Raw genomic sequence first — 13252 nt, forward strand, 5'->3', positions numbered from 1 at the left:
GGCGAACATGGACTTCGGGTTCGACGACGAGCAGGAAGCCTTCCGCGCGGAACTGCGCAGGTGGGCGGAGAAGGTGCTCGCCCCGCACTACCAGTCTGACGACGCGGCGGCCGTGTTCCGCCCGCAGCTCGCCGCCGACATGGCGAGCATGGGCCTGACGGGGCTGCGCATCCCCGAGGAGCACGGCGGCCAGGGCGCGAGCGCGGTGGTCGCCGGGATCGCGGCGGAGGAGGTCGGCCGCGCCGACTTCAACGCGGGCTACCTCATCATCAACACCGCACTCATCAGCGACATCATCGTCCGCCACGCGACCGCGGAGCAGCAGGCCGACTGGCTGCCGCGCATCGCCTCCGGCGAGACCGTGCCGTGCATCTGCATCACCGAGCCCGACCACGGCACCGACGCGGCCGCGCTCGAGCTCAAGGCGGTGCCCGACGGTGACGGGTGGCGGCTGCACGGCGAGAAGACGTCGATCACGCTCGGCATGGCGGCCGACCGTGCCGTCGTGCTCGCGCGCACCGGCGGGCCGGGCGCCCGGGGCGTCAGCGCGTTCTGGGTCGACCTCACCGACCCGGCCGTCTCGCGGACGAAGTTCGACGACCTCGGCAGCCGGGCGATCGGGCGCGCATCGGTCCGCTTCGACGGCGTCCCGGTGACCCGCGCCGAGCTGATCGGCGCGGAGGGCGGCGGGTTCGTCTCCGTCATGCAGGGGTTCGACTACTCCCGCGCCATCATCGGCCTGCTCTGCCTGGGCGCGGCGCAGGCCTCGCTGGCCGAGGCGCTGCAGTGGGCGCGGGACCGGGAGGCGTTCGGCCAGCCGATCGGGAAGTTCCAGGGCGTCAGCTTCCCGCTCGCGGAGTCGGCGACCTACCTCCGCGGCGCGCGGCACGTCTGCTACGAGGCGCTGTGGCTGAAGGACCACGACCGCGAGCACAGCACCGAGGCGGCGATGGCGAAGTTCTGGGCGCCGAAGCTCGCGACCGAGGTGATCCACCAGTGCCTGCTCACGCTCGGGCACGTCGGCTACTCCGCCGAGCACGCGGTGGGGCAGCGGCTGCGCGACGTCATCGGCCTCGAGATCGGTGACGGCACCGCGCAGGTCTCCAAGCTCGTCATCGCGCGCGGGCTGCTGGGCCGCGCCCACGCGCCGTGACCGCCGGCCACGTTCGACGACCACACCAGGAGGGACAGCATGGGAAAGCTCGAGGACAAGATCGCGATCGTGACCGGCGCGGGCCAGGGCATCGGCGAGGCGATCGCGACCAAGCTCGCCGCTGAGGGCGCGACGGTGGCCGTCACCGACGTCGACGAGGCCGCGGCGACGGCGGTCGCCGAGTCGGTCGGGGGCGTCGGCATCCGTGCCGACGTCACCGACCGCGAGTCGGTGGACGCGATGGTCGCGCAGGTGGTGGAGCGGTTCGGCCGGATCGACGTCCTGGTGAACAACGCCGGCTGGGACAAGGGCGAGGCGTTCCTGGACTCCGAACCCGAGACCTGGGACCGCGTCGTCCAGATCAACCTCTACGGCGTGTTCAACACCTCGAAGGCGGTGCTGCCCATCATGGCCGAGCAGCGGTCCGGCCGGGTGGTCAACCTCGGCTCGGACGCCGGTCGCGTCGGTTCTTCCGGTGAGGCCGTCTACTCCGCGGCCAAGGGCGGCGTGATCGCGTTCAGCAAGGCGATGGCCCGCGAGATGGCGCGCTCGCAGGTCGCGGTCAACTGCGTGTGCCCCGGCCCGACCGACACCGCGCTGTTCGCCTCGATGGGCGGCGAGAAGCTGCGCGAGGCGCTGAAGAAGGCCATCCCGTTCCGGCGGCTCGGCCAGCCCGCCGACGTCGCCGCCGCCGTGGCCTTCCTCGCCTCCGACGAGGCGGCTTTCGTGACCGGCCAGACCGTCAGCGTCAGCGGCGGCCTCACCATGGCGTGACCGGGAGGTCCTCGTGTTCACAACCCTGCTCACCCCCGACCGGATCGCCCGCGAGACGGCGGCCGGCCACTGGCGCGACCGCACGATCACCGACTTCCTCGACGAGAACGCCTCCACCGCACCGGACAAGACCGCCTTCGTCGACAGCCGGGGGCGCATCAGCTACGCCGAGCTCAAGCAGCTCGTCGACCGCGTCGCGCTGGGCTTCCTCGAACTCGGCGTCGGTCCGGGGGACGTGGTCTCGTTCCAGATCCCCAACTGGATCGAGTGGGTCGTCGTGCACTACGCCGCCAGCCGGATCGGCGCGATCAGCAACCCGCTGATCCCGAACTACCGCGAGCGCGAGGTCGGGTTCATGGTCTCCCTGGCGCGCTCCAAGCTGGTGGTCGTGCCGCGGGCGTTCCGCCGGGTTCGACCACGCCGCGATGGTCGAACGCCTCCGCGGCGACTGGCCCGCGCTGGAGCACGTGCTGGTGATCGGCGAGCCCTCGTGGGACGAGTTCATCACGACACCGTGGGAGGACGTCCGCGACCCGGCGGTCCTCCCCGCCCTGCGGCCCGACCCCAACGACGTGACGCTGCTGATCTTCACCTCGGGCACCACCGGTGAGCCCAAGGGCGTCATGCACACGCACAACACGATGGTCGCGGCCAACGACCCGCTTCCCGAGCGGCTCGGCACCACACCGGACTCGGTGTTCCACATGGCCTCGACGCTGGCGCACCTGACCGGGTTCCTCTACGGCGCCCGGCTCAACGTGCAGAACGGCGCCACCTGCGTGCTGCAGGACGTGTGGGACCCGGTGGAGTTCGTCGACCTGGTCGAGCGGCACGGCATCACCTGCACCTCGGCGGCCACCCCGTTCCTGCACGACATCCTGCGCGTCCCCGACCTCGCCGAGCGGGACCTGTCGTCGCTGACCCGGTTCTGCTGCATGGGAGCGCCCATCCCGTCGGCGGTGGTCCGCCAGGCCCGCGAGCGGCTGCCCGGGCTCGCCGTGCTCGGCGGCTGGGGGCAGACCGAGGAAGGCCTGGTCACCCTCGGGATCCCCGGTGACCCCGAGGACAAGATCGTCGAGACCGACGGCCACCCCTGGCCGAACATGGAGGTCCGCGTCGTCGACCGCGAGGGCGAGGTGGTGCCGCCGCGGACGGAAGGCGCCCTGCAGGTGCGCGGACCGTTCTTGTTCGTCGGCTACGCCGAGCGGTTGGAGCTGACGCGGGAGCTGATGGTCCCGGCCGACGACGGCCGCGGCGACTGGTTCGACACCGGTGACCTCGCCCACCTCGACGAGGACGGCTACCTCCGGATCACCGGGCGCACCAAGGACGTCATCATCCGCGGCGGCGAGAACGTCCCCGTCGCCTACGTCGAGAACGTCCTCTACGAGCACCCGGCGGTCGAGGCGGTCGCCGTGGTGGCCGTGCCCGACCCGCGGTTGCAGGAACGCGCCTGCGCCTGCGTCGTGCTCAAGCCCGGAGCGTCCGGCTTCGAGTTCGCCGAGATGCAGGCCCACCTCGCTGAGAAGGGCGTCGCCAAGCAGTACTGGCCGGAGCGGTTGGAGGTGCTCGACGAGCTCCCGCGGACACCCAGCGGCAAGATCCAGAAGTTCCAGCTCCGCGCGCAGGTGGTCGACGGGCCGGCGGGGTGATCGCCGCGACGGCCCGCGCCTGACCGGAGCACGGGTTCCCGGGTCGGAGCCCGACGCCACGGACCGTCCGCATCGGACGATTCCCGGGCTCCGCCGGGGCACCGCGGGGACGGGTCTGCCACGGGCGACGCCGTCCCCGCACGGGGGGTGGGCGCGCGAGGAGGGAGTGGCTGGACACACCCTCCTCGCGCGCTGGTGACCGGGAGCTCAGGCCTCTCGCGCCCCCTCCTGGGCTCGGGCGAGGACGCGCTCGACCTGGTCGGCGGGGCAGCCCAGCGATTCCAGGACCTCCCTGGTGTGCTGGCCGAGGGTGGGCGGGGCCGTGCGCGGGCGGGGGCGCCGCCCGTCGAAGGTGAGCGGCAGCGCGATCTGCTCCAGCTCGCCGACGACCGGGTGGTCGACGCGGTCGACCATCCCCAGCGCCGCCGTCTGCGGGCACTGGTACACCTCGGCGAGGGTGCGCACCGGTGCCACCGGGACGCCGTGCTCCTTGCACACGGCGAGCCAGTGCGCGGTGCCGGCGGTCCGCAACCGCTCGCAGATCGCGTCGTTGACCTCGTCCCGGTGCTCGACCCGGTCCGCGTTGGTGGCGCAGTCCGGGTGCGTGGCGAGCTCGGGGCGCTCCAGGGCGGTGCACAGCGCCCGCCACTGCGCGTTGTTGCCCACCGCGATCACCAGGTGCCCGTCCGCGGTCGGGTAGGCCTGGTAGGGCACCAGGCTGGGGTGCCCGGAGCCGAGCCGCGGCGGGTTCTGGCCGGTGGCGAAGTACGCGGTCGCGAAACTGCCGTGGAAGGCCAGCTGCGACTCGTACAGCGAGGTCGAGACGTACTTCCCCCGCCCGGTGCGGGCGCGTTCGACGAGCGCGGCGAGCACCCCGGTCAGGCCCCACATCGCGGCACCGAGGTCGCCGAAGGCGAACCCGGCCTTGACCGGCGGGCCGTCGGGCTCCCCGGTCAGCGACATCAGGCCGGCGGCGGCCTGCACCACCATGTCGTACCCGGGTTCGTCGCGCAGCGGACCGGTCTCGCCGTAGGCCGAGAGGTGCAGGGCGACCAGCCGGGGGTACCGCTCGACCAGCTGCGGCCCGTGGAAGGCGCGCGCCAGCGAGCTGCCGGGCCGGAAGTTGTCGATGACGACGTCGCTGCGCTCGAGCAGCCGGTGGGCGATCGCCTGGCCGTCCTCGGTGGTGAGGTCGAGCGCGACGGAGCGCTTGTTCCGGTTGATGGCGAGGTTGTAGGTGGCGTCCGGGCCCCGGAACGGCGGCCCCCACGACCGGGTGGGGTCCCCGCCGTCGGGGTGCTCGACCTTGACCACCTCGGCACCCATGTCGGACAGCGCCTGGCTGACGTAGGGGCCGGCGAGGATCTTCGACAGGTCCAGCACGCGGATCCCGGCCAGCGGGGCGGTGCTGTCCTGCTCCGCGGTCACCGGGCCACCTCCGGGTCGACGCCGTCGACGATGGCGGGCAGCGCGTCGAGCGCGGCGGTCGGGATCTCCTCGGGCGTGAACAGCCGCTGCAAGAACGCCTCGGCGACCAGGGTCTTGCGCTTCCCCGACCCCGCCTTGGCCTCCCAGCCCGCCTGCTCCACGAGGAGCGTGGCCATCACGGCCTGGCACAGCGCCTCGGTGTAGTCGCCCACGGCCATCTCCTGCTCGTCGCGACCGCGCCCGAGCAGCCGCTCACCCCGCTCCCGCAGCGCGCGCCAGTGCTCGGCGAGACGGGCGACCAGCGGGACCTCGGCGAGACCGGCGCCGGTCAGGCGGTCCAGGTAGGTGTCGGCGAGGACGCGGTGGGCGGAGTGCAACCGCATGCAGCGCAGCACGTCGAGGGCGACGACGTTGGACGCGCCCTCCCAGATGGAGCCGAGCTGGGCGTCGCGGACCAACCGGGGGTTGACCCAGTCCTCGATGTAGCCGTTGCCGCCCCGGACCTCCATGGCTTCGGACGTCACCCAGCGACCCCGCTTGCACACCGAGTACTTCGCCGCGGGGGTGAGCACGCGGGCGAGGACGCGGGCCGTCTCGTCGCCCGCGTCGCCCTTCTCCAGCTGGTCCCCGATCTCCAGCACCACGCCGAGCGAGGCCTCCACGTCGAGCTGCAGGCCCAGCAGGGTGCGCCGCATCAGCGGCTGGTCGAACAGCGGCTTGCCGAACACGACGCGCTGCCGCGCGTGGCTGATCGCCTCGTGGACGGCGCGGCGCATCAGCGCGGTGGACCGCATGACGTTGGAGACCCGCGAGTGGTTGACCATCTCCAGCATCTGCTTCACGCCGCGGGTGAGGTCGCCGACCGGCTGCGCGTAGGCGTCGTCCAGAGTGACTTCACCGCTGGCCATGGAGCGGGTGCCGAGCTTGTCCTTGAGCCGGTCGATCCGGTAGCTGTTGCGGGTGCCGTCGGGGCGCACGCGCGGCAGCAGGAACATGCCGAGGCCTCGGGTGCCCTCGCCCTGCCCGGGAACGCGGGCGAGGGTGAGGATGACGTCCGCGGTGACGTTGGAGCAGAACCACTTGCGGCCGCGCAGGGTCCAGTGGGTGCCGTGGTCGGTGGCCACCGTCGCGGTCTGCCCGAGGTCGGTGCCCCCGTCGACCTCGGTCATGAACATCGCGCCGGTGGCGTGGTGCTCGGGGTCGGTGGAGGTGAGCGCCTCGATCTCGGCGCGGAAGGTGTCCGGGTCGAACATGCTCAGCACCCGGGCGGCCGAGTCGGTCATGTTGATGGGGCAGCCCAGCCCGTACTCGGCCTGGGAGAACAGGTAGGACAGCGCGTACTTGACGACGTGCGGGGCCGGCCCCGGCCAGCCGAGCACGCCGCGGTGCGGCAGCGCGGCGAGACCGAAGCGGCAGAACCCGATCTCCACCATCCGCTCGTAGGCGGGGTGGAAGACGACCTCGTCCACGCGGTCGCCGCTCGGCGAGAACGGCCGCAGCACCGGGGGGTTGACCTCCGCGGTCGCCGCGAGCCGGTCCAGCTCCCCGGCGGCGAGCTCACCGAGCTCGGCGAGCACCGGTTCGACGCGGGCCCGGTCGTCGGGTGCCAGGTAGCGGTCCAGCAGCGGGCGCAGCGCGGGGTCTGAGTCGGCGAAGTTCATCCAGTTCCCTCCACGGTTCGTGTCACTGCGCGGGAGCGCGCGCAGCGCTGGGGTGCGGGGTGGTGGTCCGGCGCAGCAGCGGCACCACAGCGGACAGGGTGATCGCCACGTAGAGCAGGCCGAGCCCGACGACGGACCAGATCGTGCCGGTGGTGGTGAGCAGCAGCTGGCAGAAGAACGGCGCCGTGCCGGAGAACAGCGTCGCGCAGAGCTGGTAGCACAGCGAGATCCCGGTGTAGCGGACCTCGGTGGGGAAGGCGGCGGAGAGCACGCCCGCCATGACCGCGTAGTACATCGCGTGCGGGACGGTGGCCAGCGCCATGCCGACGGTGGCCCACCAGAACGACCCGGTGTGGACCAGCACGAACAGCAGCGGCAGGAAGACGACCTCCGGCAGCAGCATCCAGAACACGGCCCGCCGCAGGTTGACCCGGCTGCCCAGCACGGCGCCGAACGGCTGCCCGACGACCTGCACGGCCAGCGCGATCGCGACGACCACCAGGAACGTGGAGCGGTCGAACAGCGGGGCGTCACCGCCGGTGGCCCAGGACAGCGCGAAGGTGCTCTTGACGTAGGTGAGCGCGACCCCGGCGATGCAGGCGCACGTCCCGAGGGCCAGCAGGCCCGGGTACCGCGTCAGGACCACCTTCGCGGGCAGACCCGTCGCCTTCCTCTGCTCCAGCAACCGGGCCATCTCCGGGGTCTCGCCGAGGCGGAGCCGGACGAACAGCCCGACGACCACGAGCACGGCCGAGGCCAGGAACGGGACGCGCCAGCCCCACGCGAGGAAGTCCTCGTCGGGCAGCTGGGCGACGGCGAGGAACGCCAGCGTCGCCAGCAGGTTCCCGACGGGCGAGCCCTGCTGGGCGAAAGCGCCGTAGAGCAGCCGCTTCCCGGGCGGAGCGTGCTCGGTGGCGATGAGCACCGCGCCGCCCCACTCACCGCCGACCGCGACGCCCTGCACCATCCGCAGGACCACGAGCAGGACCGGTGCGGCGGCGCCGATCTGGGCGTAACCGGGCAGCAGGCCGATGGCCACGGTGGCCGCACCCATCATCGCCAGGGTCACGATGAGCGCGGACTTGCGGCCGTGCCGGTCCCCGAGGTGCCCGAAGACGAGCCCGCCGAGCGGGCGGGCCAGGAAACCGACCCAGAACGTGCCGAACGAGGCGAGGACACCGACGGCCGCGGGCGCCCCGGCGAAGAAGACCTCCCCGAAGACCAGGGCCGCCGCGGACCCGTAGATGTAGAAGTCGAACCACTCGAGGGTCGTGCCGGCGAAGGCGCTGAGCCCGGCGCGGCGGGCGTCCCGGCTCATCCGGGACGCTGCTGGGTGCTCGACCATGGCGGCTCCTCTCTGAGCGCTGCCTCCTGGAGCACCGCCCGCCCGCGACCGGCGGGGGGCAGTGACCGGGAACACCATGGCACCCCGGATCAGGTTCGGTCCAAGTCCGATCGACAGCTCCAGTGAGTCGCGCTGCGACTCAATCCGCGGGGGTCGGCAGCACCTGCTCGGCGAGGTCGAGCACCGCGCGCAGCACGGCGGAGTCGTCGCCCTGCCGCCAGACGAGGGAGACCGGGAGGACCGGTGCCGGCTCGGCGAGCGGCACGAAGGTGACGTGGTCGAGCCGGATGCTCTGCGCCGCTTCGACGACGAGCGCGATGCCGACGCCGGCGCCGACCATGGCCAGCAGGCTGAAGGAGTCAGGGGCCTCCTGCACCACGGTGGGCATGAAACCCGCGTCGAGGCAGGAGCTGACGAACAGCTCGCGCACCTCGGAGCCGCGCCCGGCGGGGAAGGCGACGAACCGCTCCCCGGCGAGCTCGGCCAGCTCGATCTCGGACCGGCCGGCCAGCGGGTGCACGTCGGCGAGGGCGACCATCAAGCGGTCCCGCCGCACCAAGCGCGAGGCGAGTCCGCGGGTGCCCGACACGGTGGCGAAGCCCAGGTCGAGGGTGCCCTCGGCGATGCGCCCCGTGGGCTCGCCGGAGTACCAGGGGCCGCGCAACGTCATCTCCACGCCCGGCAGCTCGGCAGCGACGGCGCGGGTCAGCACCGGCAGGGTGACGGCGCTGCTCGCGCCGGCGAACCCGAGGGAGACCGCGCCGACCTCGCCGCGCCCGGCGGCCCGGGCGGCCCGCCGGGCGACCGCGGCGGCGGCCAGCGCGTCGCGGGCCGGTCCGAGGAACGTCCGGCCCGCCGCGGTCAGCTGCACGGACCGCGTGTTGCGCTCGAACAGCGCCACGCCGAGGTCCTTCTCCAGCTGCCGGATCTGCTGGCTCAGCGGTGGTTGCGTCATGTGCAGGCGGGCGGCGGCGCGACCGAAGTGGAGCTCCTCGGCGACGGCGACGAACGCGGAGAGGTGCCTCAGTTCCATCGCGACCCCCTGGCAGGTGCCGTAGTCACCTCGCTTCCATACCACTGACCACGTCCTCGTTCCAGGGGCCCTCGGCGCGGGGCGCGTCGTTCCGGTGCGGTTCCGACCGTGGCCCTTCCGGCGTCGGCGATCTAGGGTCGTCCCCGTGCGTGCCCGGCGATGGCCGAGCGCGCGGACGACGGACACGACCCTGGCGAGGAGCAGCTGTGGCGAACACCCGTACTCCCGAGCACGCGACGACCACTGTGGACGGCGACGGGATCGCCACGGTCACGATCATCGGCGCCAAGTCGCTGAACATCCTCAGCAGCGCGGTCATCGCCGACGCCACGGCCGCGGTGGAGGAGCTGGCGGGCTCCGACGGCGTCCGGGTGCTGGTGCTGCGCGGCACCGGCGACCGCGCGTTCGTCGGCGGCGCCGACATCGCCGAGATGGCCGCGCTGGACCGCGACAGCGCCGCGGAGTTCATCACCGGCCTGAGCGGGCTGTGCGAGGCGGTGCGGCGCTTCCCCGCGCCGGTGGTCGCCCGCATCGCCGGGTACGCCCTGGGCGCGGGCCTGGAACTGGCGGCCGCGTGCGACCTGCGGATCAGCAGCAGCGACGCGCGCTTCGGCATGCCCGAGGTCGCCGTCGGCATCCCGTCGGTCATCCACGCCGCACTGCTGCCCAGGCTGGTGGGCAGCGGCCGCGCCGCGTGGCTGACGCTGACCGGTGAGCAGATCGACGCCGCCACCGCGCTGTCGTGGGGGCTCGTGCACGAGGTGTGCGAACCGTCCGATCTGGACGCGGCGGTCGGCCGCCGCGCCGAACGGCTCGCGGGCTTCGGCCCGTCCGCGCTGCGCCAGCAGAAGCGGTTGCTGCGCGCGTGGGAAGACCTCCCGGTCGACGAGGCGATCGCGGCCAGCGTCCCGGAGTTCGCCGCCGCCTTCGACACCGGAGAACCGCAGCGGTACATGACCGACTTCCTCACCCGCAAGCGGTGACGACCGTCCGCCCGCGACGCGGTGGGCGCGCCGCGGGCGGACGTGCGCCGCGTCCGCTCAGCCGTCCCCGGCTCCGCCCGTTCGAAGGTGGTGCCCCACGCTCCCGGTGACACGGTGGCCGCGTCCCGGGTCGGTGACACCGGTGACCGGGAGACGTCGTGGCCGCGGCCCGGCTGCCCGACGCGCTCTGGCCGCCGGGTGGACGCGGACGCCCGGCCAGCCGTGCGGTGAGCCCCGGCCGTCGATATGGCGGGGATAACGCGGGCTGCCAGGCTGCACGCGCCGTGTGGCAACGCGGTCGTACGTCGTCGTTCGTGGGAGGTGCCATGGCAGCGCCCAGTTCGGTTCCCGTCGCCCAGCGCGGTGATCTCATCTCGCTGGCGGACCTGGACCTGGGGCAGATCAGGGAGATCGTGCGCAACGGGGTGGCGTTCGCGCGTGGTGAGCGAACGGGTGAGCCGCTGGCCGGTGCCGTCATCGGCATCTACTTCCGCAAGACCTCCACCCGGACCCGGACCGCGTTCTCCGCGGCGGCGCTGCGGCTCGGCGCGCGCACCGTCTCCTACGGGCCGGACGACCTGCAGACCAACACCGGGGAGACCATCGAGGACACCGCGCAGGTGCTGTCCCGGATGCTCGACGGGCTCGTCTGCCGCACCGCCGGCAGCACCGAGGAGCTCCGGGCCCTCGCCGCGCAGCCGAGGATGCCGGTCATCAACGCGATGAGCGCGCACGAGCACCCGACGCAGGCGCTGAGCGACCTCGTCACGATCGAGCGGCAGTTCGGCGGCGTGGACGGGGCCCGGGTGCTCTACGTCGGGGAGGGCAACAGCACCGCGGCGGCGCTCGCGTTGTCGCTGCCGCGGTTCGAGGGCACGGAACTGCACCTGCTGACCCCGCCCGGCTACGGGCTGCAACCGCACGTCCGGGCGCAGGCCGAGTCGTTCGCGGCGGGGTCCGGGTCCGTGCTGCGGGAGAGCCACGACGTGGCGGACCTGCCCGCCGGCGCCGACGTCGTCTACACGACGCGGTGGCAGACCACCGGCACGACCAAGGCGGACCCGGACTGGCGCGCGGTGTTCGAGCCGTTCCGGGTCGACGAAGCGCTGCTCGACCGGTACCCGGAGGCGCGGTTCATGCACGACCTGCCCGCGCACCGCGGCGAGGAGACGACCGCAGCCGTGCTCGACGGGCCGCGGTCGATCGCCTTCGACCAAGCTGAGAACAAGATGTACGGCGCCATGGCGGTGCTGGAGTGGGCGCTCAGGTCGCGAACCTGAGCTCCGCCTTGGCGGACCTGCCGACCAGGCGCGGTGGCCGGGCGGCTTCGGCCGCCCGCACCTCGTTGTGGTTCAGCTCCGCCGCGAACGTGCGCAGCAGCGGCGGGAACCGGTAGCGGAGGTCCTCGGTGTCGGGTCCGGGGACGCCGTCCAGCAGGTGCACGTCCACCAGGCTTTCGATGAGGCGTTCCGCCTCGTTCGGGTCCAGTCGCAGGAGGGCGCACACGTCGTGCAGACCGAACTCGCTGGTGTCCAGCCGGCCCAGCAGCCGGAACATGCGCGCCACGTCGGGGCTCAACCGCTGGTAGCTGGCGTGCATCCGGCTGCGCAGGCGCTCCCCGCCGTGCTCCAGGTGGTCCAGCCGGGTCCGCGGTTCGGCGAGCCGGTTCACCAGCCGCTGAACGGTCCAGTGCGGCTTGGCGATGAGCTTGTTGGCCGCGATGCGCAACGCCGCGGGGAGGCGGCCGCACAGCTCGGCGAGTTCGGCGGTGGCACGCGGTTCAGCCCGGGCCCGGTCGCCGAGCAGCTCGGTGAGCAGCTCCACCGCCTCCTGGTCGCGGACCGGCCGCAACCGCAACCACAGCGCGGTGCCGACCAGCTCGGTGATCTGGTTCTGGCTGGTGACCACCGCGGTGCTCCGCGGTCCCGGAGGCAGGACGCGGTGGATCTGCTGGTAGGTCGCGACGTTGTCCAGCAGCACCAGGGCCCGCCGCTCGCGCATGAGGTCCTGGTACAGCGCCGTGGCCGTGTCCAGGTCGTCGGGGAGGTCGGACGCGGTGGTCCCGAGCTGCCGGAGGAACTGCTGCACCGTCTCCAGGGCGTCGGACTCCTGCGGCTCGCGGCAGCACGCGTGCAGGTTCGCGTACAGCACGCCGCCGGTGAACTCCTCGGCCTTGCGGTGCGCCCAGTGCACGGTCAGCGCGCTCTTGCCGATGCCGGTGCAGCCGGTGATCAGCGCGACGGTCGGCCCCGGCGCGTCGGCGAGCTCGTCCAGCGCGGCGATCTCGGCCGCCCGGCCGTGGAACGAGACGACGTCGGCGGGGAAGGTGTTCGGCCGGGTCACCGGGCGGGTGGGTGGCCGCGGCCGGGTCGGTGCCTGGATCGCCGGGTCGTCGTTGAGGATCGCCTCGTGCAGTTCCTGCAGGATCGGGCCGGGTTCGAGGCCGATCTCCTCGATGAAGTGCTGGCGGCCCTGGCGGAACGTCTCCATCGCCTCCGCGCGTCGCCCCGCGCGGTACTGCGCGAGCATGAGTTGGGCGCGGGTCTGCTCCCGGAGCGGTTTCTCCGCGACCAGCGCGGTGAGCTCGCTGATCAGCTCTCGGTGCCTGCCGAGCTGGAGGTGCAGCGCGGTGCGCTCCTCCTGGACGGCGAGCTTCTGCTCCTCCAGCCGCTCGGCCTCCAGCTCGACGACCGCGGAGCTGATGTCGCACAGCGCCCGCCCACGCCACAGCGCCAGGGCTTCGTCGTAGCGCTCGGTGGCCCGCACGATCTCGCCGCGGTGGGTGAGTTCTCGCGCTTCCGCGACCTTCGCCCGGAACGACAGCAGGTCGACCTCGTGCTCGGCCCGGCGCAGCAGGTACCCCGGAGAGGAGGTCAGCAGCACGTCGTCACGGAAACCGGCGGCGCGGAAGGCCTTCCGCAGTTCCGCGACGCAGATCGCCACCTGGGTCCTGGCCGTCGCCGGAGGGTGCCCGTTCCAGACCGCTTCGGAGATCCGGTCGATGGAGACGACCCGGTCGGCGTTCAACAGCAGCATGGCGAGCACGATTCGTTGGCGAGGCCCGCCGATGGAAATCCTCCGTTCCGCGAACTCGAGGTGCAAGGGCCCGAGCAGCCCGAATTTGAGACGATCGGTCATGAAGACTTCTTCCTGTTGTCCGTGCGCCACGAACAACTTGCCGTACCAACGCATTCCCCCCCCCCTGGAGTGCCCTGGAAGGCAC

General features: G+C 72.8%; 10 protein-coding genes and 1 pseudogene. 6 read left to right on the top strand and 5 right to left on the bottom strand.

Annotation, left to right across the window (positions count from 1 at the left end; translation table 11 throughout):
- Positions 1-7: 7 nt before the first annotated feature.
- The 4 genes and pseudogenes from HNR68_RS14825 (at position 8) to HNR68_RS27640 (ending at position 3579) form a co-directional block, all read left to right on the top strand.
- Positions 8-1153 (top strand): acyl-CoA dehydrogenase family protein, encoded by a 1146-nt coding sequence (locus HNR68_RS14825; RefSeq protein WP_179721400.1) that lies wholly within the window; start codon positions 8-10, stop codon positions 1151-1153.
- A gap of 39 nt (positions 1154-1192) precedes the next feature.
- Entirely contained in the window at positions 1193-1927 is a 735-nt protein-coding gene (locus HNR68_RS14830) for an SDR family NAD(P)-dependent oxidoreductase (protein WP_179721402.1), read from the top strand.
- Positions 1928-1940: 13 nt separating this feature from the next.
- Positions 1941-3066, top strand: a pseudogene (locus HNR68_RS27635) (AMP-binding protein); the annotation flags it as partial.
- A 90-nt stretch (positions 3067-3156) separates the two neighbouring features.
- Complete coding sequence (locus HNR68_RS27640) at positions 3157-3579, top strand: AMP-binding enzyme (protein ID WP_380574015.1); 423 nt, start codon at positions 3157-3159, stop codon at positions 3577-3579.
- 207 nt (positions 3580-3786) lie between these two features.
- Here HNR68_RS27640 and HNR68_RS14840 read toward each other — a convergent pair whose 3' ends face one another.
- The 4 genes from HNR68_RS14840 to HNR68_RS14855 form a co-directional block, all read right to left on the bottom strand.
- Complete coding sequence (locus HNR68_RS14840) at positions 3787-5007, bottom strand: CoA transferase (RefSeq protein WP_179721404.1); 1221 nt, start codon at positions 5005-5007, stop codon at positions 3787-3789.
- The gene (locus HNR68_RS14845; RefSeq protein ID WP_179721406.1) at positions 5004-6668 is read right to left on the bottom strand and encodes an acyl-CoA dehydrogenase family protein; all 1665 of its coding nucleotides are present in this window, start codon (positions 6666-6668) and stop codon (positions 5004-5006) included. The genes HNR68_RS14840 and HNR68_RS14845 overlap by 4 nt, the downstream gene beginning before the upstream one ends.
- A gap of 22 nt (positions 6669-6690) precedes the next feature.
- Positions 6691-8013, bottom strand: coding sequence for an MFS transporter (locus HNR68_RS14850; protein ID WP_179721408.1), 1323 nt, complete (start codon positions 8011-8013; stop codon positions 6691-6693).
- Positions 8014-8152: 139 nt separating this feature from the next.
- Complete coding sequence (locus HNR68_RS14855) at positions 8153-9046, bottom strand: LysR substrate-binding domain-containing protein (protein WP_179721410.1); 894 nt, start codon at positions 9044-9046, stop codon at positions 8153-8155.
- 206 nt (positions 9047-9252) lie between these two features.
- Here HNR68_RS14855 and HNR68_RS14860 point away from each other — a divergent pair, with 206 nt between their 5' ends.
- Complete coding sequence (locus HNR68_RS14860) at positions 9253-10029, top strand: enoyl-CoA hydratase (protein ID WP_179721412.1); 777 nt, start codon at positions 9253-9255, stop codon at positions 10027-10029.
- Positions 10030-10355: 326 nt separating this feature from the next.
- Positions 10356-11309 carry an ornithine carbamoyltransferase gene (locus HNR68_RS14865; RefSeq protein WP_179721414.1) on the top strand — a complete coding sequence of 318 codons (954 nt, stop codon included), beginning with the start codon at positions 10356-10358 and terminating at the stop codon, positions 11307-11309.
- On the opposite strand, the gene HNR68_RS14870 is transcribed toward HNR68_RS14865, so the two are convergent.
- Positions 11293-13221, bottom strand: a complete 1929-nt coding sequence (locus tag HNR68_RS14870) for an AfsR/SARP family transcriptional regulator (RefSeq protein ID WP_343050160.1) — start codon at positions 13219-13221, stop codon at positions 11293-11295. The genes HNR68_RS14865 and HNR68_RS14870 overlap by 17 nt on opposite strands.
- Positions 13222-13252: the final 31 nt, after the last annotated feature.

Origin of the sequence: Saccharopolyspora hordei (assembly GCF_013410345.1) — a bacterium.
GTDB classification, from domain to species: domain Bacteria; phylum Actinomycetota; class Actinomycetes; order Mycobacteriales; family Pseudonocardiaceae; genus Saccharopolyspora; species Saccharopolyspora hordei.

Coding starts and splice junctions, on each gene's coding strand:
- HNR68_RS14825 (WP_179721400.1), top strand. CDS start 8: ATGGACTTCGGGTTCGACGACGAGCAGGAAGCCTTCCGCGCGGAACTG.
- HNR68_RS14830 (WP_179721402.1), top strand. CDS start 1,193: ATGGGAAAGCTCGAGGACAAGATCGCGATCGTGACCGGCGCGGGCCAG.
- HNR68_RS27640 (WP_380574015.1), top strand. CDS start 3,157: ATGGTCCCGGCCGACGACGGCCGCGGCGACTGGTTCGACACCGGTGAC.
- HNR68_RS14845 (WP_179721406.1), bottom strand. CDS start 6,668: ATGAACTTCGCCGACTCAGACCCCGCGCTGCGCCCGCTGCTGGACCGC.
- HNR68_RS14850 (WP_179721408.1), bottom strand. CDS start 8,013: ATGGTCGAGCACCCAGCAGCGTCCCGGATGAGCCGGGACGCCCGCCGC.
- HNR68_RS14855 (WP_179721410.1), bottom strand. CDS start 9,046: ATGGAACTGAGGCACCTCTCCGCGTTCGTCGCCGTCGCCGAGGAGCTC.
- HNR68_RS14865 (WP_179721414.1), top strand. CDS start 10,356: ATGGCAGCGCCCAGTTCGGTTCCCGTCGCCCAGCGCGGTGATCTCATC.
- HNR68_RS14870 (WP_343050160.1), bottom strand. CDS start 13,221: ATGCGTTGGTACGGCAAGTTGTTCGTGGCGCACGGACAACAGGAAGAA.